The 20330-nt window shown below is 70.7% G+C and carries 18 protein-coding genes; 8 read left to right on the plus strand and 10 right to left on the minus strand.

Annotation, left to right across the window (positions count from 1 at the left end):
• Nucleotides 1–107: 107 nt before the first annotated feature.
• The 3 genes from JOM49_RS40495 to leuC all read right to left on the minus strand — a co-directional run bounded on the left by JOM49_RS40495 (nucleotide 108) and on the right by leuC (nucleotide 3084).
• Nucleotides 108–776: an HU family DNA-binding protein gene (locus tag JOM49_RS40495; protein WP_209669888.1), complete on the minus strand. Its 669-nt coding sequence runs from the start codon at nucleotides 774–776 to the stop codon at nucleotides 108–110.
• Nucleotides 777–1007: 231 nt separating this feature from the next.
• Nucleotides 1008–1607 carry a 3-isopropylmalate dehydratase small subunit gene (gene leuD, locus JOM49_RS40500; RefSeq protein WP_209669890.1) on the minus strand — a complete coding sequence of 200 codons (600 nt, stop codon included), beginning with the start codon at nucleotides 1605–1607 and terminating at the stop codon, nucleotides 1008–1010.
• A 37-nt stretch (nucleotides 1608–1644) separates the two neighbouring features.
• A complete protein-coding gene (gene leuC / locus JOM49_RS40505; RefSeq protein WP_209669892.1) occupies nucleotides 1645–3084 on the minus strand; it encodes a 3-isopropylmalate dehydratase large subunit in 1440 nt (479 codons plus the stop codon).
• A 79-nt stretch (nucleotides 3085–3163) separates the two neighbouring features.
• On the opposite strand from leuC, the gene JOM49_RS40510 reads away from it, so the two are divergent.
• Nucleotides 3164–3865 (plus strand): IclR family transcriptional regulator, encoded by a 702-nt coding sequence (locus tag JOM49_RS40510; protein WP_209669894.1) that lies wholly within the window; start codon nucleotides 3164–3166, stop codon nucleotides 3863–3865.
• Nucleotides 3866–4305: 440 nt separating this feature from the next.
• On the opposite strand, the gene JOM49_RS40515 is transcribed toward JOM49_RS40510, so the two are convergent.
• Nucleotides 4306–5364 carry a chitinase gene (locus JOM49_RS40515; RefSeq protein ID WP_209669896.1) on the minus strand — a complete coding sequence of 353 codons (1059 nt, stop codon included), beginning with the start codon at nucleotides 5362–5364 and terminating at the stop codon, nucleotides 4306–4308.
• A 291-nt stretch (nucleotides 5365–5655) separates the two neighbouring features.
• On the opposite strand from JOM49_RS40515, the gene JOM49_RS40520 reads away from it, so the two are divergent.
• Nucleotides 5656–8622 carry a sensor histidine kinase gene (locus JOM49_RS40520; protein ID WP_209669898.1) on the plus strand — a complete coding sequence of 989 codons (2967 nt, stop codon included), beginning with the start codon at nucleotides 5656–5658 and terminating at the stop codon, nucleotides 8620–8622.
• A 116-nt stretch (nucleotides 8623–8738) separates the two neighbouring features.
• Nucleotides 8739–9170: an STAS domain-containing protein gene (locus JOM49_RS40525; RefSeq protein WP_209669899.1), complete on the plus strand. Its 432-nt coding sequence runs from the start codon at nucleotides 8739–8741 to the stop codon at nucleotides 9168–9170.
• A gap of 12 nt (nucleotides 9171–9182) precedes the next feature.
• Here JOM49_RS40525 and JOM49_RS40530 read toward each other — a convergent pair whose 3' ends face one another.
• From JOM49_RS40530 to yczE, 4 genes are all read right to left on the minus strand, one after another.
• Nucleotides 9183–9704: a hypothetical protein gene (locus tag JOM49_RS40530; RefSeq protein ID WP_209669901.1), complete on the minus strand. Its 522-nt coding sequence runs from the start codon at nucleotides 9702–9704 to the stop codon at nucleotides 9183–9185.
• A 66-nt stretch (nucleotides 9705–9770) separates the two neighbouring features.
• A complete protein-coding gene (locus tag JOM49_RS40535; protein ID WP_209669903.1) occupies nucleotides 9771–10487 on the minus strand; it encodes an alpha/beta fold hydrolase in 717 nt (238 codons plus the stop codon).
• Nucleotides 10488–10496: 9 nt separating this feature from the next.
• A complete protein-coding gene (locus JOM49_RS40540) occupies nucleotides 10497–12116 on the minus strand; it encodes a glycoside hydrolase family 43 protein (RefSeq protein WP_209669905.1) in 1620 nt (539 codons plus the stop codon).
• A 49-nt stretch (nucleotides 12117–12165) separates the two neighbouring features.
• Nucleotides 12166–12837 carry a membrane protein YczE gene (gene yczE, locus JOM49_RS40545; protein ID WP_245369635.1) on the minus strand — a complete coding sequence of 224 codons (672 nt, stop codon included), beginning with the start codon at nucleotides 12835–12837 and terminating at the stop codon, nucleotides 12166–12168.
• Nucleotides 12838–12899: 62 nt separating this feature from the next.
• Between yczE and yczR the strand changes: the two genes are divergently transcribed.
• A complete protein-coding gene (yczR, locus tag JOM49_RS40550) occupies nucleotides 12900–14288 on the plus strand; it encodes a MocR-like transcription factor YczR (RefSeq protein WP_308159035.1) in 1389 nt (462 codons plus the stop codon).
• A gap of 70 nt (nucleotides 14289–14358) precedes the next feature.
• On the opposite strand, the gene JOM49_RS40555 is transcribed toward yczR, so the two are convergent.
• Both JOM49_RS40555 and JOM49_RS40560 read right to left on the minus strand, forming a co-directional pair.
• Nucleotides 14359–16524, minus strand: a complete 2166-nt coding sequence (locus JOM49_RS40555) for an MMPL family transporter (protein WP_209669907.1) — start codon at nucleotides 16522–16524, stop codon at nucleotides 14359–14361.
• 5 nt (nucleotides 16525–16529) lie between these two features.
• Nucleotides 16530–17129 (minus strand): TetR/AcrR family transcriptional regulator, encoded by a 600-nt coding sequence (locus JOM49_RS40560; protein ID WP_209669909.1) that lies wholly within the window; start codon nucleotides 17127–17129, stop codon nucleotides 16530–16532.
• Between the two features lie 117 nt (nucleotides 17130–17246).
• On the opposite strand from JOM49_RS40560, the gene JOM49_RS40565 reads away from it, so the two are divergent.
• From JOM49_RS40565 to JOM49_RS40580, 4 genes are all read left to right on the plus strand, one after another.
• Nucleotides 17247–18476 carry a cytochrome P450 gene (locus tag JOM49_RS40565; protein ID WP_209669911.1) on the plus strand — a complete coding sequence of 410 codons (1230 nt, stop codon included), beginning with the start codon at nucleotides 17247–17249 and terminating at the stop codon, nucleotides 18474–18476.
• An 80-nt stretch (nucleotides 18477–18556) separates the two neighbouring features.
• Nucleotides 18557–19072: a hypothetical protein gene (locus tag JOM49_RS40570; protein ID WP_209669912.1), complete on the plus strand. Its 516-nt coding sequence runs from the start codon at nucleotides 18557–18559 to the stop codon at nucleotides 19070–19072.
• Nucleotides 19073–19140: 68 nt separating this feature from the next.
• Complete coding sequence (locus tag JOM49_RS40575) at nucleotides 19141–19872, plus strand: ANTAR domain-containing response regulator (protein ID WP_209669914.1); 732 nt, start codon at nucleotides 19141–19143, stop codon at nucleotides 19870–19872.
• Nucleotides 19869–20309 carry a DUF2243 domain-containing protein gene (locus tag JOM49_RS40580; protein ID WP_308159036.1) on the plus strand — a complete coding sequence of 147 codons (441 nt, stop codon included), beginning with the start codon at nucleotides 19869–19871 and terminating at the stop codon, nucleotides 20307–20309. Before JOM49_RS40575 ends, JOM49_RS40580 begins: the two co-directional genes overlap by 4 nt.
• The last annotated feature ends 21 nt before the right edge of the window (nucleotides 20310–20330 follow it).

The following is a 20330-nucleotide window of genomic DNA, read 5'->3' on the forward strand; positions in this document are numbered from 1 at the left end:
GGGGTGCGGTGGCGCACCACCGTTGCGGACGCGGACGCGGCAGGGCCCCGTGCCGTCGAGCACGGGGCCCTGCCGTGGGTACCGCTGGGACGAACCCTCGTCGCGAACTACTTCTTCTTCGCGGCGGTGGTGCGCTTGGCCGCGGTGGTCTTCTTCGCGGCGGCGGCCTTCGGTGCTGCCTTGGCGGCGGTGGTGGCCTTGGCGGTCGTCGTCTTCGCGGCGGCGGCCTTCGGCGCAGCGGCCTTGGCGGTGGTCTTCTTCGCCGTGGTCGCCTTGGCCGTGGTGGCCTTGGCAGCCGTCTTCGGCGCCGCCTTGGCAGCGGTACGGCTCGCGGCGGTGCTGCGCGTGGTGGTGGCGCGCGTGCGAGTCGTGGTGCTGCGGGTGGTGCTGGGACGGCTGGCCGTCGCCCGGGTCGTGGTCGCGCGGGTGGTGGTGCCCGCGGCGGCCCGGGTGCCGGTGGTGGCGCGCTTGGCGGCGGCGGTGACCTTCGGCAGCTTCTTCGCGCCGCTCACCACGTCCTTGAAGGTCGTGCCGGCGCGGAAGGCGGGCACGTTGGTCTTCTTGACGCGGACCGTCTCACCGGTACGCGGGTTCCGCGCGGTGCGGGCGGCGCGGGCGCGCTTCTCGAACACCCCGAAGCCGGTGATGTTCACCTTCTCGCCCTTGTTGACCGTCCGGATGATGATGTCGACGAGACCGTCGACCGCTTCCGATGCAACCTTTTTGTCGCCCAGACGCTCCGACAGCGCCTCGATCAGCTGGGCCTTGTTGGCCATTCCGGTCCTCCAAGAAGAACTATCCGTACACGGCCTCCTTCGGCCGACTTGCGCACACGGTATTACCAATGCAGCACAAATTCCAAACGGCACGCGGAATTTTTCCCTTGTATCGGCGGTGGTTCCGCCGGTGGAGGGACCCTCATCGGGGCTGTCCGGGGCCGTTCGGCACGGGTCGGAGGGGGTCCGGCAGGGCCTGGATTCCCTTGTTGAGCAGGGAATTCTCGCAGCTCAGCCGGGTACCGGGGTGGTCACCGGCTTCCAGGAGGGCCGGCCGGTTTCGAACGAATCGATCTCATCGGCGTGTCGCAGGGTGAGAGCGATGTCATCGAGCCCCTCGAGCAGCCGCCAGCGGGTGTAGTCGTCGATCGTGAAGGGCGCGGTGAAGTCCTTGGCCCGCACGGTCTTCTCCTGGAGGTCCACGGTGACCTCCGTGCCGGGGTCGTTCTCGAGCAGCTTCCAGAGCAGTTCGACGTCCGCCTGCTCGCACTGGGCGGCCAGCAGGCCCTGCTTGCCGGAGTTGCCGCGGAAGATGTCGGCGAACCGGGCCGAGATGACCACGCGGAAGCCGTAGTTCATCAGCGCCCAGACGGCGTGCTCGCGGGAGGAGCCGGTGCCGAAGTCCGGCCCGGCGACCAGCACGCTGCCCGCCCGGAAGGCCTCCTGGTTGAGCACGAACCCGCTGTCCGAGCGCCAGGCGGCGAACAGGCCGTCCTCGAAGCCGGTGCGGGTCACGCGCTTGAGGTAGACGGCCGGGATGATCTGGTCAGTGTCCACGTTGGACCGGCGCAGCGGCACGCCGACGCCGGTGTGGGTGGTGAAGGGGTCCATGATGGGATGACTCCTGATCCGGGGGTGTCGGGGAGGGTTACCGGGCGGTACCGGCGGTGGCGGGAACCAGGTCCTCCGGCGAGGAGAGCGTGCCCCGCACGGCGGTCGCGGCGGCCACCAGCGGCGAGACCAGGTGCGTCCGGCCGCCCTTGCCCTGCCTGCCCTCGAAGTTCCGGTTGGAGGTCGACGCGCTGCGCTCCCCCGGCTTGAGCTGGTCCGGGTTCATGCCCAGGCACATCGAGCAGCCCGCCTGGCGCCACTCGGCACCGGCGTCGGTGAAGATCTCGTTCAGCCCCTCGGCTTCGGCGGCCTGGCGCACCCGCATCGAGCCGGGCACCACCAGCATCCGCACGCCGTCGGCCACCTTGTGCCCGCGCAGCACCTCGGCGGCGGCCCGCAGGTCCTCGATGCGGCCGTTCGTGCACGAGCCGAGGAAGACGGTGTCCACCGGGATCTCCCGCAGCGGGGTGCCCGGCTTGAGGTCCATATAGGACAGGGCCTTCTCGGCGGCGAAGCGCTCGTTCTCGTCGGCGATCAGCTCGGGGTCGGGCACCGCGTCGCCCAGCGGCAGGCCCTGTCCCGGGTTGGTGCCCCAGGTCACGAACGGGGTCAGCGTGGCGGCGTCGAGGTGGACCTCGGCGTCGAACTCGGCCCCCTCGTCGGTCTTCAGCTCGCGCCACTCGGCCACCGCGGCGTCCCAGTCGGCGCCCCGCGGCGCGTGCGGGCGGCCCTCGAGGTAGGCGAAGGTCACCTCGTCCGGCGCGATCATCCCGGCCCGCGCCCCGGCTTCGATGGACATGTTGCAGACCGTCATCCGGGCTTCCATGGACAGCGCCTCGATCGCCGAGCCGCGGTACTCGAGCACGTAGCCCTGCCCGCCACCGGTGCCGATCTTGGCGATCACCGCGAGGATGATGTCCTTCGCGGTCACGCCGGGGCGCAGTTCGCCGTCGACGTTGATCGCCATCGTCTTGAATGGACGCAGCGGCAGCGTCTGGGTGGCCAGCACGTGCTCGACCTCCGAGGTGCCGATGCCGAAGGCCATCGCGCCGAACGCGCCGTGGGTGGAGGTGTGGCTGTCACCGCAGACCACCGTCATACCCGGCTGGGTCAGCCCGAGCTGCGGGCCGATCACGTGCACGATGCCCTGTTCCGCGTCGCCCATCGGGTGCAGCCGGACGCCGAACTCCTTGCAGTTGCGGCGAAGCGTGTCGACCTGGGTGCGGGACACCGGATCGGCGATCGGCAGGTCGATGTCGACCGTCGGCACGTTGTGGTCCTCGGTGGCGATGGTCAGGTCGGGCCTGCGCACCGGGCGGCCCGCCAGCCGGAGGCCGTCGAAGGCCTGCGGGCTGGTGACTTCGTGCACCAGGTGGAGATCGATGTAGAGCAGGTCCGGCTCGGCTCCCTCGCCGCGGCGCACCACATGTGCGTCCCACACCTTTTCCGCCAGCGTGCGGCCCCGTGCTTGCACCATCAGGGCACCTCCCATGAGACGTTACCGGGATTTTCCCAGGATCTGGACTTCCCAAACTGCGGGAAGATAGTATCGCGCTGTGGGACAGCATAGCGGTATCGGAGTCCTGGACAAGGCGGTGGCCGTGCTGCAGGCGGTCGCCGAAGATCCCTGCGGGCTCGCCGAACTCTGCAGCCGGACCGGCCTTCCGCGCGCGACGGCGCACCGGCTGGCGGTCGGGCTGGAAGTGCACCGGTTGCTCCGGCGCGGGCCGGACGGGCGCTGGCGCCCCGGCACGGCGCTGGCCGAACTCGCCGGTGGCACAACGGATCCACTGCTCGACGCGGCGGGCTCGGTGTTGCCGAAGTTGCGGGACATCACCGGCGAGAGCGTGCAGCTCTACCGCCGGGACGGGGTGCAGCGGATCTGCGTGTCGACCGCGGAGCCGCCGAGTGGCCTTCGCGACACTGTGCCGATCGGCTCACGGTTGCCGATGACGGCCGGCTCCGGCGCGAAGGTCCTCGCGGCGTGGTCGGATCCGCACACCCAGCGCGCGATCCTGACCGACGCGGTCTACGGGGAACGGACGCTGCTGGAGGTCCGGCGGCGCGGCTGGGCGCAAAGCGTGGCCGAACGGGAGCCGGGTGTGGCGAGCGTCTCGGCGCCGGTACGGGATTCCGCGGGCACGGTGGTCGCCGCGGTGTCGGTCTCGGGGCCGATCGAGCGCATCGGGCGCAAACCGGGGGCGCGGTGGGCGGCGGATCTGCTGGCCGCCGCCGAAGCCCTCCAAGAACGCCTGTGAAGGAACGCTATGAGTGGGGCATTACTTGCGCCCTCCCGTCGCCCACCGCCACCCTCAGCGGAGCTGCGCACGGTTGCTTGATTGCAAGTAATGCCCCACTCATAGCGGTGACCGGCCGGTCAGCCGCAGCTTCCGCAGCAGCCGCAGCTGGCGCCGGTGCAGGAGCTGCAGCAGTTGCATCCACCCATGGCGAACCACCTTCCCTAGTCCGGATCCCGGAGCGGTTTCCAGGGTAGGAAGGTGACGGTGCGCGGCACACCGCTCACAGAGTGGTATGCGAATTCAGCTATGTGAGGGACGTCCGGCCCCGGATCCACCGCCCCGGTAAGGCGAAACCTCGTCCGGGGCACGGCGTTCACCCGCACGCCGTAGTGGGGTGCCTCCGTCGCGGTCACGAGCGTGAGCGCGACGGAGACCCTTCCAGAGTGGACACAGTGGACTCAGCGGCCCTGCAGCGCCTTGACGTTGTTCCCGAAGGTCCAGTTCTTCGAACCGTCCCAGTTGATCGACCAGGTCATCAGCCCCTTCAGGCCGCCGGAGTAAGCGTTCCACGCCTGCGCGACCAGTCCGGTGGACATGTACCCGCCCCCGGCGCCCGGCTGCGCGGGCAACCCGGGTACTTGCTTGTCGAAGGGCACCCGGATCGTCGTGCCCTGCACCACCAGTCCCTGGTTCAGGCAGTTCGTCTGCGCGGTGAAGCCCTGCACGGTCCCGGCCTGGTAGGAGTCACCGGCGCAGCCGTACATGCTGCCGTTGTAGTACTGCATGTTCAGCCACCACAGCCTGCCGTTGTCCGCGTACTTCTTCACGATCGGCAGGTACGCGCCCCAGATCGAGCCGTAGACCACGCTGCCGCCGGTGACGTAGGCGGTTTCCGGGGCCATGGTGAGCCCGAAGTTCGGCGGCATCTGCGCCAGCACGCCGTCGATGATCCGGATCAGGTTCGCCTGCGACGCCGACGGTGTGCCGATGTTCCCGCTGCCCACCAGGCCGGTTTCGATGTCGATGTCGATGCCGTCGAAGTTGTACTTCTTCAGGATCGGCACGATCGTGGCGACGAACCGGTCCGCCACCGCGCTGGAGTTCAGGTCGATCCCCGCGGTCGCGCCGCCGATCGACATCAGGATGGTGGCCCCGGCTTCCTTGGCCGCGCACATCTCCGCGGGCGTGGCCACCTTGACCGTCGAATCCATCCCGTCCTGCCACAGCACGGTGCCGTCGGAGAGGATGACGGGGAACGCCGCGTTGAGCACGTTGTAGCCGTGCGCGCGGATGCGGGAGTCGGTGATCGGGATCCAGCCGAGCGGCGGGTGCACGCCGTTCGAGGCGCCGTCCCAGTTCTCCCAGTACCCCTGCAGCACCTTGCCCGCCGGCTTGGACTTCACCGCACAGACCTCCGCCGGCCCGGCGGCGCCCGCCACGGGACTAAGCACCGCGAGCGGCGCGGCCAGCAGGGCGGCCAAGGCGACCGCGAACACACGTGATCTACGACCGAACATACGCAGCTCCCTCTAAGCGTCGTTGCCACAGCGAGAACACGGCCGTCCACCCACGATAACCACCACCCGCACACCGGACGTACCGGCATTCGAGTGGTCTAGACCATACCATCTCTGGGAGGGGTGGTTGATGCCGTGAATGTGGCTTTCACGGCGGATTCGGCCGTGAAAGCCACATTCACGGCACTCCTCCGGGCCCACGAAGGCCACCGACGCCACAGGGGGGTCCACGAATGGGGTGGGTCTTTGGCCTCTAGTTCGCGGCCCGGGGCGCGGTTAGCGTCGCGCCTGATGCTGCAACGATCTGCCCGGTGGGCCGCCGCCGTGTTCGCGCTGGCCGGGGCCTACTACCTCGGCGCCCGCCTCGGCCTGGAGTTCGCGCTGGTGCGCGGCCAGGTGGCCCCGCTGTGGCCACCGACCGGGCTGGCGCTGGCCGTGTTGCTGCGCTTCGGGTTGCGGCTGTGGCCAGGCGTGCTCCTCGGCTCGGTCGCCGCCAACCTGCCGCTCGGGCCGTCCCCGCTCGCCGTGGTCGTCATCGGCGCCGGGGCCACGGCGGCGCCGGTGGTGGCCGTGGTGCTCTTGCGCCGCGCCGGGTTCCAGACGGATCTGGCCCGCCTGCGCGACGTCACCGCGCTCGTGTTCGGCGCGCTCGGCGGCATGGCGATCAGCGCCACCGTGGGCGCCGGGGTCCTCGTGCTCGCGGACGCCCTCCAACCCGGACAACTCCTCGCCGCCTGGTCGGTGTGGTGGGCGGGCGACGCGACCGGCGTGCTGGTCTTCGCGCCCGCGCTGCTGCTACTCCTGCGCGCGCACCGCGTTCGCTGGCGCGAGATCACCACCGCGCACTGGCTCAAATCGGCCGTGCTGACCGGGGGCACGCTGGCGCTGGCTATCGCGGTCGCGAGTGGTCAGGTGCCGTGGCTGTTCATCATCTTCCCGGTGGTCATCTGGAGCGCCTGGCGCCTCGGCCTCGCCGTGGTCTCCCCCTGCCTGGTCATCGCCACCACCGGCACCACCATCGCCGCCACGCTCGGCGCAGGACCGTTCGCCGGGCAGGAGCTGCTCAACCGGATGGTGCTGCTGCAGTCGTTCAACGGCGCCCTCGTGCTGACCGGGCTCCTGCTCGCCGCGGCCGCGGCCGAACAACGCGCGGCCGCCGCGGTCAGCCAGCTCGCGGGCGCCGAGCTGGAAGTCGAAGTCACCGAACGCACGGCGATGTTCACCGAAGCCGAACGCGTCGGCCAGGTCGGCAGCTGGGAACGCGATCTGGCCACCGGCGAGGTCATCTGGAGCGACCAGATGTACCGGCTCTACGGCATGGTCCCGCGCTCACGCGCCCTCGACTACGGCACCTTCCTCGAGCACGTGCACCCCGACGACCGCGCGGAGGTCGCGGCGGTGAACGAGCAGGCGCTGCGGGACCACCTCGACACCGAACTGGCGCACCGCGTGGTGTGGCCGGACGGGACGGTGCGCTGGCTCAACCGCCGCGCCCGCGTGATGGTCGACGACTCCGGCACCGCGCGGAAGATGGTCGGTACCGCGCAGGACATCACCGCGGCCAGGACGGCGGCGGCGGAAACCCGGATCCTGCTCGATTCGGTCACCGACGCGATCGTCGGCTTCGACGCCGCGGGCACGGTCACCCTGGTCAACGAGCGTGCGGTGGAGTTGTTCGGCAGGCTCACCGGCGAGCGGATCGGCCTGCTGCTGCCGGATCTCGACACCGCCCGCGCGTGCCAGGGCATCGAACTGACCGGACACCGCCAGGACGGCGATGAGTTCCCGGCGGAGGTCTCGGTGCGGCCGCTGTCCACCGCCGAAGGTGCCTTCGGCGGCACGGTCGCGGTCGCCGTGGTCCGCGACGTCACCCAGCGCAAGAAGGCCGAAGAAGCGACCCGGCAGCTGCGGGAGGAGCACCAGCGGCGGCAACAAGCCTTGGAGATCAACGACAACGTCGTGCAGGGGCTGTCGGCCGCGCTCTACGCACTGGATTCCGGCGAGTCCGCCCGTGCCGTCCGCATCCTGCAGCGCACGCTCGACACCGCGCGCCAGATCATGCGGGACCTCCTGCACGAGACCCTGGACATCGCGCCGGGAGACCTCGTGCGGCAGCAACCCGCCGCGCTCGGCGCACCCGAACCACCGCCCGCGCCCGAGCCGCCGGCGGGCACCGGACCGGTGACCGCGGTGATCGCCGACGACAGCCGCGAAGTCCGGTTCGCCCTGCGTGCGCTGCTGGAATCGTTGCCGGGCATCACCGTCGTCGGTGAGGTGGCCGACGGCGTGGAGGCGGTGCGGATCGCCGGTGACCGGCGGCCGGACGCGCTGCTGCTCGACCTGGCCATGCCCGGGATGGACGGACTCGAAGCCCTGCCGCTGATCCTGGCGGCTTCGCCCGGCACCAAGGTCATCGTGGTCTCCGGGTACGGCCGTGACCAGGTCGCCGAGCAGGCGCTGCGCCTCGGTGCCACGGCGTACGTGGAGAAGGGCGGCTCGACCCGGCTGCTGGCGAACCTGCTGGCGGACCTGTTCTCCGCGATCGGCCGCAACCGCGCCGAGCCACGGTCGGGCCCGGTCGCCGAAGTGGACCAGCAGGCCGACATCGCGGCGACCTGCGCGCACGAACTGCGCACGCCGATCGCCGCGCTCACCAGCATCACCGAACTGCTGCTCGACCAGGGCGAGCGGATGCCCGCCGAAACCGTCCACAAACTACTCGGCGCGATGGCGCGCAGCCTGCGCCAGCTGGACCGGGTGGTGCAGGACCTCGCCGACGCCGGCCGGATGCTCAACGGGAAACTGGACCTGCTGCTGGAGAGCACCGATCTCGGCGACCTGGTGCGGGCGCTGCTCGGCGAACTGTCCGAACTCACCGAAGACCACCCGGTCGAACTCCGGGTCGGGGACGGGGTGGTCGCCGGGATCGACCCGTTCCGGATCCGGCAGGTGCTGCTGAACCTGCTCGCGAACGCGGCGAAGTTCAGCCAGCCGGGCACGCCGATCCGGCTGAGCCTGCGCACCGCCGGGGACTGCGCGGAGATCGCGGTCACCGACCAGGGGCCGGGCATCGCACCGGAACACCGCGACCGGCTCTTCGGCAAGTTCGAGCGGCTCGGCAGCATGCACCGCGGCACCGGACTGGGGCTGTACATCTCCAAGGAGATCGCCAGGGCGCACCGGGGAGACCTCGTGCTCGCCGAGAGCGGTCCCGGTGGCAGCACCTTCGTGCTGTCACTGCCGATCGTGCTCAGCTGAGCCCGATCATGCACTAGAAAGCTAAGCCTTCCCTCGTCCTGCCGCGTTCTGGGCGCTGGAGCATAATGGGCGGGCGCGGGAAATTTTTCCCCACAGGCAGACGCGAGGAGTAGACCTTGCCAGCGGCCGGCGGTGTTTCCGTAGATCTCCGCGTCCACCGCAGCGGAGTGGTCATCGGCTGCGTGACCGGTGAGGTGGACCGCCTCGGCGCACCGGTGCTCGCGCGGTTCCTGAGCCACCGCGTGGCGGCACGGGAGGATTTCGTCCTGGACCTGCGTGGCCTGGGCTTCCTGGGGGCGGCCGGCCTGGCCACCCTGCTGGAGGCAGCGGGCGCGGCAGCCGAGGAGAACGTCTCGTGGGCCATGGTGACCTGGGGCCCGGTGGTGAACCGCGTGGTGGAGGCGACCGGGGTGAGCACCGTGCTGCCGACCCACCCCACCCTCATCGACGCGCTGGCCGATGTCGAAGCCGGCCGTCGCCGGTTCGACCGCGTCCTGCCGAAGAGGGTGTCCTCGGTGCCGGAGCACCACAACCTGCCCCCGGCCTGAGCTTACGGCCGGTCAGGCCGAATACGGTCCGCGCTGCTCCAGCGTCGGGCTCACCTGCGGATCGGCTCCTGGCTGCCCCGGCACCGGCGTGACGGTGGTGTCCGGGCGCTGCAGCTGCTCCTCCGCCGGGCGCACCACCACACCGCCGTCGGTGCGCAGCACCTCCGGCCGCACCACGTCCTGCCGCGGCAGGTCCTGTCGCTGCTGGTACTCGCGTTCGCGCCGCTGCCGCGCCAGCGTGCCGATGGTGATCGCGTGCGCGGCCGCCAGCAGGAGCAGGAAGAAGCCGAGCTTGCCGATGAACATCGTGGTGTCACCGGGTTCGCCGATGTCCACGATCGACAGCAGCGCCAGCACCCCCAGCCCCACCAGGTGGAACACCATCACCGTCATTCTCGCCATGGTGGCGTCCGCCGGTGAGCCGCCATCGGAGTTCGCCGCGTAGCGACGCCCGTTCCGGTACAGGATCTGCCCGTCGACGAGCACCATCAGCGCACCGATCAACAGGAAGGCGAGATAGTCGTTGTCGGCCATGTCGCACCCCTTTCCACCACTGGGAAGTACCCGCGTGCCGGTGGGGGAAGCCGGATCAGCCGGATGTCACCTGATCGAGTCGAACCAGCGCAGCACCCGCCGCGCCACCTCATCGGGTTGTTCCAGGTGCAGGAAGTGGCCCGCGTTCCGGAGGACCGCCACGTCGGATCCGGGCGCGAGGCCGCGGTAGGCCTGTTCGAAGTGCTCGGCGGCGATGCAACCGTCGTCCGCGCCGGCGAGCACCAGCAACGGCTTGCCCGCGGCGGCTTCGCTGCGGCCGCCGAACTCGACCAGCGCCGGGTCGTGCCCGCTGGGGTCGAAGTTGGCGCGGTAGATCTTCAGCGAGTTGGCGATGTAGCGCTCGTCGCCGTACATCCGGTGGACGCGCTCCCGGTGCTCCGGCGACAGCGTCAACCCCGGTGACCACGTGGCCCACAGGTAGTCGATCAGGCGGCGGTCGAGCTGGAGCACCATGCCCGCGCCGACGTCGTGGCCGATCATGTCGACGCCGTCCGGGTCGAGCGCGCGGGCCACGGCTGCCGCGTCGGCGGCGAAGGTGAGGCTGCCGCCGTACTCCAGCGCGTCCGCGGTGTCGGGGTGGAACCCGCGCAGGTACGGCAAGACCACGCGCCTGCCCGCCGCGACGAGCCGCTCGGCCAGTGGTTCGAAGGTGGCCGGGTGATCGGGGAAACCGTGCCAGCACACCACCACCGGCCCGTCCCCCGCGGCCAGCGCCGGGAAGGCCAGCCGCTCGGTTTCGACCACGATCTCCTCGAAGTCCATGCGTGCAGCCTAGCTCCGGCTGAGCACCGGAATAAGGGCTTTGCCGTGCGGGACCTCGGTGTATGAGCCGTCGGCACGCAGGCGCTGGTAGCCGATCTCCAGCAGTCCGGCACCGTTTCGCGGCATGGTCACGGTGACGCGGCCGCCACTGACCTCGACGGTGCCCGCGCTCGCCGGGACGAGCCTGGCGTGCAAGCGGTTCAGCGGGTTGGTCAGGTCGAAGGCGGCGCCAGGGGCACTGCGTACGGTCACGTCGGTACCGCCGGGCACCCCGGGCCGCAGCCGCAGCAGGCGCTCGCTCGACCGGAGGTGCAGCGGGCCGACGCCCGAGGGCAACGGCTGATCGGCCGTGGTCAGGTCGATCGCCAGTGCACCGTCCACACGCATCCGTGAGCTGTAGACGCGCCGGGAGTCCGCAGTGGACGGACGACCGTGGTGGACGTAGAAGTCCTCCGAACCATCCGGCGAGCCGACGATGCTGCCGTGCCCGGTCGAGTACACGCCCTGGGCCGGATCCTGGGACAGCACCGGGTTCGCCGGGCTCTTGCGGAACGGCCCGAGTGGACTGTCCGCCGTCGCGTAGCCGACGCCGTAGTGCTCGTTCTCGTAGTTGTTCGCCGAATAGGTCAGGCGGTAGACCGGTTTGCCGTGCTCGTCGGTGGTTCGGACGGTGGTCGAACCTTCGGCCCAGCGCCGGTCCTTCTTCTGCCCGCCGGTCTTGGCGTAGTCGTCGACGTGCGCGTTCTCCCACGACTGCTTGTCCGAGCCGTAGTTCAGGATCGGCGTCCAGCCGTCCTTGCGGGTGCCCGGCGGGTCCGCCGGATCCAGGTTCGTGTCGCGGTAGGACGGTGCGATCGCCGGTTTGGTGGTGCCGGACGGGTCGTGCCACCAGTCGCTGGTGAGTTCGACCGCGTAGATGTTGGACTCCTCGACGTACTTGCCGAGATCGGTGTCCCACACCCAGTTCCGGTAGGCGTTGCGTGAGAAGTAGAGGTAGATCCGGCCGTCCGCGTCGAAGAAGACGTTGGGGTCGATGAACGGGAGGTAGGTGCCCAGCGGCGCGGTCTGCCCCTCGGCCAGCGTGGCGGGCGGCTTCTTCTGCGCGGCGTCCATGATCAGGTTGACGTCGTGGTAGTCCGGGTCGAACGGGTGGTAGTCCAGCGGTCCCGGGGCCACGTCGCGGAACGGGCCCGCCGGCGAGTCGGCCACCGCGACACCGACCTTCGACGGCTCTTCGAAGTCCGCGTACTTGAAGTGCTCGGCGACGTTCTGGTTCATCCGTCCCGAGTAGAACAGGTAGTACAGCCCGGTCCGTTCGTTGTGGTACAGCTCCGGCGCCCAGAACCAGTCGTGCGCCCAGGTTCCCGCCTCACCCGCTTTGAGCGCGCCGCCGGGCAGGTGCTCCCAGGTGGCCAGGTCCGGCGAGCGGTAGATGCCGAAGTGGTAACCGGGATCCGCGCCCTCGGTCGAGTAGGCGTAGTAGTAGCCGCTCGCGCGGTCGAAGTGGACGAACGGATCGGCCCCGGGCGTGGTGGCGCTGTTGAAGTACGTGGGCGCCGAAGTCGCGCCCGCGGGCACCGCACCGGCGAGGAGCAGCAGGCCGACCAGGAAAAGGACGCTCTTCCGCACGGCCTACCTCTGTTTCCTCTTGTGGAGTCTTGTCGATTGTCGGGTATTTTCAGCCGCTTTTCGCCGTGTTGTCAAGGTCGTCGCCGGGCAGGCGCACCGTGGTGCGGCGCAGGAACTGCTGCACCAGCGGGCCCATCGCCAGCGCGATCACCAAGGTGCCGAGACCGGCCGTGCCGCCGAGGAACCAGCCCACGGTCAGCACGGCCACCTCGATCCCGGTGCGCACCAGCCAGATCGGCTTGCCGGTGACCCGCACGGCTCCGGTCATCAGACCGTCGCGCGGGCCGGAACCGAAGCGGGCACCCAGGTACACCGCGTCGAAGAAGGTGAGCATCAGCAGGCCGGCGAGGTAGTAGCCGAACCGCGGCGCGAGCGTGTCCGGCGGCGGCAGGAACCAGACCGCGAAGTCGGCCGACAACCCCACCAGCAGGACGTTGAGCAGCGTGCCGAGGCCAGGGAGTTCCCGCAGCGGGATCCAGAAGACCAGCACGGCCACGGCGATCAGGTTCGTGGCCCAGCCGAAGCTCAGCCCGGTGCGCTCCGAGACGCCCTCGGCGAGCACGCTCCAACTCGACGCGCCGAGCCCGGACTCGACCAGGAAGGTGACGGAAATGCCGTAGCCGACCAGGCCGACGAGCAGTTGCGGGACCCGGCGGGCGTTGCGCCCGGCACGGAGTTGCTCGCCCGCGGTCATCCGGCGGGCCACGGAACTGGCGCTCATGCCGATGATCTTGCGGGAGTGCTGGCCTTGAGAGAAAGGGCCAGATCGAGGACGCTGGCCCGGTGCACACCAGCAGCCACGCCCTCGCCCGCCTGCTCGGTGACTGGGCCGGTCCCGGCCCGGCGCACCGGCGGCTCAGTGATCTGGTGCGCCTGCTCATCCTCGACGGCCGTCTTCCGCTGGACACCGCGCTGCCCGGGGAACGGGACCTCGCCGCCGTGCTGGGGATCAGCCGCACCACGGTGTCCACCGCGTACACGACGCTGCGCGAGCAGGGGTACTTGACCGCCCGCGATCGGGCACGCGGGCGGACGCGGGTGCCGCCGGGCGATCGACAGCCGGAACCGGGGACGGCCGGGCCGGATCTGCTCGACTTCTCGCACGCCGCGTCACCCGCGCCCGGCGAGGCGTTGCACCGGGCATACACCCGCGCGCTGGACCAACTTCCCCGTTACCTGCCGCGGCACGGGTACGCGCACGTCGGGTTGGGCGAGCTGCGCGCTGCTGTGGCGCAGCGGTACACCGATCGCGGACTGCCGACCGCGCCGGAGCAGATCCTGGTGACCAACGGGGCGCAGCACGCGTTCAGCCTGCTCGTGCGGACGATCCTGCGGCCACGGGATCGGGTGGTGACCGATCACCCGAGCTATCCGCACGCGCTGCGGGTGCTGCGGAACGCGGGTTGCCGGATCACGCCGGTCGCGGTCACCGACGACGGCTGGGACGTGGACACCCTCGTGACGGCCGCGCGAGGGGCGGCACTGGCGTTCCTGATCCCGGACTTCCACAACCCCACCGGCCTGCTGCTGTCCGAAGTGGACCGTCCACGGCTGCGGCTCGACTGCCCGCTGGTGGTGGACGAGACGATGGCCGAACTGGCGCTGGACGCCGATCCGCCGGTGCCGGTGGCGGCCTACCACCCGGGCGTCATCTCGATCGGCTCGGCGGCCAAGACGTTCTGGGGCGGGCTGCGGGTCGGGTGGCTGCGGGCGGACCGGGAGCTGGTGCAGCGGCTCGGGCAGGCCCGGTCGGGCACCGATCTGGGGACGCCGGTGGTGGAGCAGCTCGCCTGCGCGGAACTGCTCAGGGAGATCGGCGAGTTGCTGCCGGACAGGCTGGCCGGGATGCGGGAGCGGCGTTCTTTGCTGCTGGACTTGGTTCGTACTCGGCTGCCGGACTGGACCGTGGGACGGTCGTCGGGCGGGTTGTCGGTGTGGGCACGGCTGCCGGATCCGGTCAGCTCGGCACTCGCGGCCGTGGCCCCGCAGTTCGGCGTCCACCTGGCCGCGGGCCCGCGCTTCGGCATCGGGGGCGCCTTCGAGCGGTACCTCCGGCTGCCGTACTCACTGGACGCCGACCCCATGCGCGCGGGCATCGAGGGCATCGCGTCCGCCCTCGCCGCCGTCCGAAGTGGACACCGAGCCGACCCCTCGCCCACGCCCCTGGCCTGACGAAACCCCAGGACACAAATGTGGCTTTGGGGGCGGAATCGGCCCCCAAAGCCACATTCGTGTCACTCCGTCAGCGGGTCGCGTCCGCCGGTTCGCGCGTTTCGACGGTGCGCTTCGGGTGTTCGTCGGTCAGCGCGGTGCCTTCGACGTCGAGCTCCGGCAGCCACCGCAGCCACGACGGCAGCCACCACGCGCGTTCCCCGAGCAGCGCCAGCGCGGCGGGCACCAGGACCATCCGCACCACGAAGGCGTCCGCCAGGATGCCGATGGCCAGCGCGAACGCGATCGACTTGATCGCCGGTTCACCCGCGGGCACGAAGCCGGCGAACACGAAGAACATGATCAGCGCCGCCGCGACGACCACCGGGGCGGCCTGGCGGAAACCGGTGGTGATCGACTCCCTCGGCGCGGCCCCGCGGTGGTGCGCCTCGTGCATCCGCGACACCAGGAAGATCTGGTAGTCCATCGCCAGCCCGAACAGGATGCCGATCACCAGGATCGGCGTCAGGCTGATCAGCGGACCGGCCGTGTCGAGGTTGACCGCGTCGGCGAGCCAGCCCCACTGGAACACCGCGACGGTCGCGCCGAGCGACGCGCCCACGGTGAGCAGGAAGCCCAGCACCCCGACCAGCGGCACCAGCAGCGAGCGGAACACCAGCACCAGCAATAACAACGCCAGGCCGACCACGAGCACCAGGTAGATCGGCAGCGCCTCGTCGAGCGAGACGGCCACGTCCACGCTCACCGCGGTCGCGCCGGTGACCGAGGCTTCCACCCCGTCGAGACCGGAGAGGTAACCGCGCAGTTCTTCCACCAGGTGCTCGGTTTCCGCGGTGGTCGGCCCGGATTCCGGGATGACCGTGAGCAGTGCGGCCGTGGGGCTGACCGGCCTCGGCGGGGCGACGATCGCGGTGTCGCCGAGCGCGTCGATCGGGCCCATCGCCTCGGTGGCGGACTGGACCGCGCCGGGACCCTCGAACAACACGATCAGCGGGCCGTTGACCCCGGGCCCGAAGGCGTCGCTGAGCACCTGCTCGGCCCGCGCCTGCGTGCTGTCCGCGGCCGGGACCTGCACCAGCGTGGTGCGCATCGAGGCGAACGGCACCGCGATCACGCCGAGGCCGATGATCGCCAGCAGCAGCACGGTGACCCGGCGGCGGGTGACCGTGCCGATCCACTTCGCGTAGAAGCGGCCCTCCGGCTCGGCCTCGGCGGGTGCCTCCCGCTGCTTGCGCGGCAGCGCGCGCTTGCCGAGGAAGCCGAGGACCGCCGGGACCAGCGTCACCGCGACCAGCACGGCGACCACGATGGTGGCGGCCGCGGCCACGCCCATCTGGGTCAGGAACGGGATGCCGACCACGATCAGGCCGAGCAGCGCGATGACCACGGTGATACCCGCGGTGACCACGGCCGACCCGGCGGTGCCGACCGCCGTGGCGATCGCGGTGGGCACGTCCGCGCCTTCCCGCAGTTCGTGCCGGTAGCGGTTGATGATGAACAACGCGTAGTCGATGCCCACGGCCAGGCCGAGCATGCCGGCCAGCGCCGAGGTGGTGGACTGCAGATCCATGAACCCGGTGGCGATGGTGATGCCGAGCACGCCGATGCCGACGCCGACCGAGGCGGTCAGCAGGTTCATCCCGGCCGCCACCAGCGAGCCGTAGGTCAGCGCCAGGATCACCAGCGCGAGCACCACGCCCAGGCCTTCGGTCACACCGCCGATGTGCGGCGCGACCATGGTGGCCTCGCCCTTCACCTCGGTGACGAACCCGCCGGTCTTCGCCTGCTCCACCGCGGCGAACAGGGCGTTCTGCTGGTCCACGGTGACTTCACCGGGCGGCGCGCCGTAGGTCACCGTGCTGTAGGCGGTGTTCAGGTCGGGGTTGACCGCCGGGGCGGCCGGGTCGAGCGGGTTGCTCGCGTCGAGCACCCCCGGCAGGCGCTTCAGCTCGGCCACCAGGCCGCCGACCACCTGCGCGTTCTCGGGGGTGACCAGCTGCTGGCCCGGCGGGGCCTGCACCACCACCTGGGCGCTCGCCCCGCCCCCGCCGAAGCTCTTGATCTTGTCCAGCGCCGTGGTCGATTCCTGGCCGGGGATCGAGAAGCTGTTCGATGTGGTCCCGGACAGGGTCAGCGCGCCGACGCCCGCGGCGAGGAGCACGGCGAGCCACACTAGGACCACGGCCAGCCGGCGCCGCTGGGCGGCGAAACCGAGCCGGTACAACAGACGTGCCATCGGGATCAGGCCTCCACCTGGTCTTGCGGGGAAGTGAGGGGAGCCGCGCGGCCGTGGCCGAGCGCGGCGGTGCAGGTCGCGACGATGAGTGGCCGCCAGGTGGTCTTCTCCCCCCGGTGGTTGGCGGCCAGGGTGAGCACGGCGAGCGCGCTCAACGCGCCGATGACCCGCACGAGGCGTTCCGGCCGGGCGTCACTGCCCTCGCCGAGGTCGACGCCGAAGATGCTCGAGACGAACATGTCCTCCGCGGCGAGCGCGGGTTCGGCGTCGGGTGCGGTCACCGCGCGGAACGCCAGGGCCACCAGTCCCGGGCGGTCCAGCGCGATGTCGGTGAGCAGATCCAGCGCGCGCACGTCGCGCTCGGGGCCCGGCGGCAGCGCTGCCAGCCGGTCGAGCACGCGCTTTCCCTGCTCGCGGGCGACTTCGTGCGCCGCCTCGTAGAGCGCTTCCTTGTTCGGGAAGTGGTGCAGCAGTCCGGCTTTGGACAGGCCGACCGCGTCCGCCACGGACTTCAGCGTGGTCTGGGCGAACCCGTGCTGGGCGAACAGGGCGGCGGCGCGGTCGAGGATTTCCTCGTCCGCTTGCTGCCGGAAGGGCCGGGCCATGTCGATCACCCTATCGAGTGACCGACCGAACTGGTCGGTAAACCGACCGAGATCACAACCCAGTCAAGCGACTGCTTTAATGGTTAGTATGTGACCCACCACGGAGAGGAGCCGGTGATGGTCACACCACCCGCAGCACGAACCTCGGAGGCGGTCGAACCCCGGTCGTACCCGTTCAGCCAGCCGAAGAAACTCGACAACGAGCCGCTGTTCCAGGCGCTTCGGGAGCAGGAGCCGCTGAGCCGCGTGGTGCTGCCCTACGGCGAACCGGCGTGGCTGGCGACCCGGTACGAGGACGTCAAGGTGGTGCTCGGCGATCCGCGGTTCAGCCGTGCCGCGAGCGTCGGCCGCGACGAACCACGCATGCGCGCGCACCTGCCACCACCCGGCAACATCCTCGGCATGGACCCGCCGGACCACAGCAGGCTCCGGCGGCTGGTCACGAAGGCGTTCACCGTGCGCAGCGTGGAACGGCTGCGCCCGCGGGCCCAGGAGATCGCCGACGGCCTGGTCGACGCGATGATCGCCAAGGGACCGCCCGGCGACCTGGTCGCCGACTTCGCGCTGCCGCTGCCGATCACGGTCATCTGCGAACTGCTGGGCGTGCCGTTCGAGGACCGGTCCGACTTCCGCCTGTGGTCCGACGCGTTCCTGTCCACCACGAAGTTCCCGCCGGAACAGGTGATGGAGTACGTGGAGCGGATGCGGGTCTACATGGCCGGACTGGTCGCGCAGCGCCGCGAGGAGCCGACGGACGACCTGCTCGGCGCGATGGTGCTGGCGCGGGACAACGACGACCGGCTGTCCGAAGAGGAACTGCTGTCGCTGGCGCAGGCTCTGCTCGTCGCCGGGCACGAGACCACCGCCTCGCAGATCCCGAACTTCGTCTACGTGCTGTTGACCCACCCCGAGCAGCTGGACCGGCTGCGCGGTGACCTGAACCTGGTGCCGCAGGCGGTCGAGGAGCTGATGCGGTTCGTGCCGCTGGGCATCGGCGCCGGGATCGCCCGGTACGCGCTGGAGGACCTCGAACTGGGCGGGGTGCTGGTGCGGGCCGGTGAGCCGGTGCTCCCCGCCTTGGCCTCGGCGAACCGCGACGAGTCGATCTACACCGACCCCGACCGGCTCGACCTGGAGCGGGACGAGACCTCGCACGTCGGCTTCGGCCACGGCGCCCACCACTGCCTGGGCGCGCCGCTGGCCCGGATGGAACTGCAGGTCGCCCTGGAAACCCTGCTGCGGCGGCTGCCGGGCCTGCGCTTCGCCGGTCCGGAAGCCGACGTCGAGTGGAAGGACGGCCTGGCCACCCGCGGCCCCACCCTGATGCCCCTCGCCTGGGACGCCTGACCCCCGGTTGGCCGCTAGCTGCCGCTCGGCGTCGCTGGGGGCCGGAGGGACCTACGCTGGCGTCCGTGTGGAGTAAAACGTTGGCTTCACTGGGTTTCTCCGTCCTCCTGCTCGCCGGCTGCAGTTCCGGGGCGAGCCCGGAGCCCACGGCCACCCAGTCGAGTGCACCACCCGCCGAGCTGACCGCGGCCGACGGGCGTGACTACGCGGCCTGCGCGGACGGGAACTGCGAGGTGCTGCTCGGCGGCCCGGCCGAGATCGGGCTGAGCGGGACCGCCGGGCTACGCAAGCTGCTGGTCCAGGCGTTGGACGGCGAGGGCATCCACTTCGAGACGCAGGGGGACGGCACCAGTTCCGGCAGCCTGTCGCTCAACTGCATTTCGAAGTTCTACGAGAACGGCGGCGGCTCCTCCTGCAGCACGGGCGAGCAGAGCGCCCCGCAACCAGTGGACGGCGTGGTCGCCATGCAGGTCGCCGGCCTGCGCGAGGGCACCGCCGTGCTCCGGATCGTCTCCGGCGCGCCAGGGCCTCCCCCGGCTTCGCTGGTCCCCCGCATTCCGGCGTTCGAGGTGCCGAAGCCCCCGTTCGGCGGCTGAGGGACGGTTAGCCCGAGGGGCAGGTTGGTACTCGGTGGACCGGACGACCGGCCCCAGGAGGTGCCCCGATGAACGGAGAGCCGCTCACCAGTGAGTTCGCCGTGCTCACCAGGACCCTGCTGACCGCGTCTAGCGTCGGGGAGGTGCTGGACCACGTCGCCGCCGCGGCCGAGCGGCTGATCCGCGGCGTGGACGTGGTCAGCGTCAGCGTGCGGGACCGTGCCAACCAGTTGCACACGCCGGTCGGCAGCTCCCCGCTGTCCGCCGAGCTCGACCGGCTGCAGAACCAGTTCCAGGAGGGTCCGTGCTTCGACGCGGCCCTGCCGGAGGGGCCGGCCACCGGGAGCAGTGACAACCTGGCCAAGGACGAGAAGTGGCCGAAGTTCGGCCCGGCGGCCGCGGACCTCGGGTTCACCTCGGTGCTGTCCACCGCGTTGCTGCCCGACCCCGGAGACCTGGTGAGCACCCGAGGTGCGTTGAACCTCTTCTCCCACGGTCAGCTGGGTGAGGAGGCCGGCGGCATCGCGCTGCTGCTGGCCACGCACGGCGCACTCGCGATAGCGCACACCCAGGCGGTGAGCCGGCAGGAGCTGCAGCAGGCGCAGATGCGCCAGGCCATCGAAAGCCGGGACGTGATCGGGCAGGCCAAGGGCATCCTGATGGCCCGGCGCGGGATGAGCGCGGACGAGGCGTTCGCGGTGCTGCGCCGGACCTCGCAGGACCTGAACGTCAAACTCGCCGACCTCGCGCGCACCCTCGCCGCGCGGCACGGCGAACTGGACCTCCCGGACCAGCCGTGACCGCGCGGTACCGGCGCAACCTGCTCGCCGGATTCCTGCTGGGTGTGGGCACCATCGCCTTCGTCGACGAGGTGGTGTTCCACCAGCTGCTGCACTGGCACCACTTCTACGACCGCTCGACCTCCTCGGCCGGGCTGGTTTCGGACGGGTTGTTCCACGCGTTCAGCTGGTTCGCCACCGTGGCCGCGTTGTTCCTGGCGGCCGGGCTGCGCCGCGAAGGCGCGTTCCGCGGCGCGGTGTTCACCGGCGGCTTCCTCGGCGGCGTCGGCCTCTTCCAGCTCTACGACGGGCTGGTCCAGCACAAGCTGTTCGGGCTGCACCAGATCCGGTACGAGGTGGACCTGACGCCGTACGACCTGGTGTGGAACCTGAGCGCCGCGCTCCTGCTGATGGCCGGGATCGTGGTGAGCGCGCGGACCGCGGTCCGCGCCCGGTGAACCACCACCCGGGTGCGCCGG

The organism is Amycolatopsis magusensis, assembly GCF_017875555.1.
In the GTDB taxonomy this organism is placed as follows: Bacteria; Actinomycetota; Actinomycetes; order Mycobacteriales; family Pseudonocardiaceae; genus Amycolatopsis; species Amycolatopsis magusensis.